This is a genomic window from Actinoplanes sp. ATCC 53533 (assembly GCF_003947245.1).
The window spans coordinates 1-891 of record NZ_QHHV01000570.1; the positions used below are offsets into that span (position 1 = coordinate 1).

1 protein-coding gene is annotated in these 891 nt (G+C 59.6%); it reads left to right on the forward strand.

What is annotated here, in order from left to right; all coding sequences use genetic code 11:
- Positions 1-474 (forward strand): IS3 family transposase (locus DMB66_RS60075; protein WP_125812715.1); only part of this gene is annotated, 474 nt, incomplete at its 5' end.
- Positions 475-891 lie beyond the last annotated feature (417 nt).

An 891-nucleotide genomic window follows, 5' to 3' on the forward strand; every position in this document is an offset into this window, starting at 1 on the left:
ACGTACGTGCACACGTGGCAGGGCTGGATCTACCTGGCGACGGTGATCGACTGCTACTCCAGGGCAGTCGTCGGTTGGGCGGTCGCGGACCACATGCGCACCGAGTTGGTCGTCGACGCTATTGAGATGGCGGCCCGTAACATCACCATACCGAAAGGTGCGATCTTCCACTCTGATCGCGGCAGCCAATACATGTCGCACGAGTATCGCCGGACGCTGAAGAAACTCGGTCTGCGGTCCTCGGTCGGCCGTACGGGGGTCTGCTGGGACAACGCCCTAGCAGAATCGTTCAATGCCAGCCTGAAAAATGAGATGGTCAACCGGACCGTCTTCCCGACGAAAGCCCACGCACGAGACGCTATTGTGCGCTATGTCGAACTGTACTACAATCGCCAAAGGATCCACTCGGCGCTCGGCTATAAGACGCCGTACGAAATTCTCAGCGGACGCACGGACAACACATTAGCGGCGTGAAAACACGCTAAAAGCACTGTCCGGAAAACGCGCGGCAGCCCAAACACACCCCTCCAACGCACCCGAACCACCCACCTGAGCAGACTCGATCTCACCCTCGCCGCCTAGACAGAATTAGGCAACAGGGTCCTTCCCTATTGGAAACAGCGGATGGAGGCATCCGGGTTCCGCTGTTGATGCCCGAGGGCCGGCCGAAGGGGTGTTTCCCATGGGGAAGCAGAGCGGAGGGTGTTTCCAATTGGGAAGCAGAGCGGAGGTGTTTCCAATAGGGCAGCAGAGCAAAGTCAATTCTGCCGTTACCGGGAGCCCTACTCAGAACGCGGTGGAGGCTGGTGTTGTGGTCCCGCGTGAGGGTGACGATGCGTAACGGCGGTCGCCCGGTGAGGGTTCGCCTGGGTTGTGTGGACTCAGGAGTAC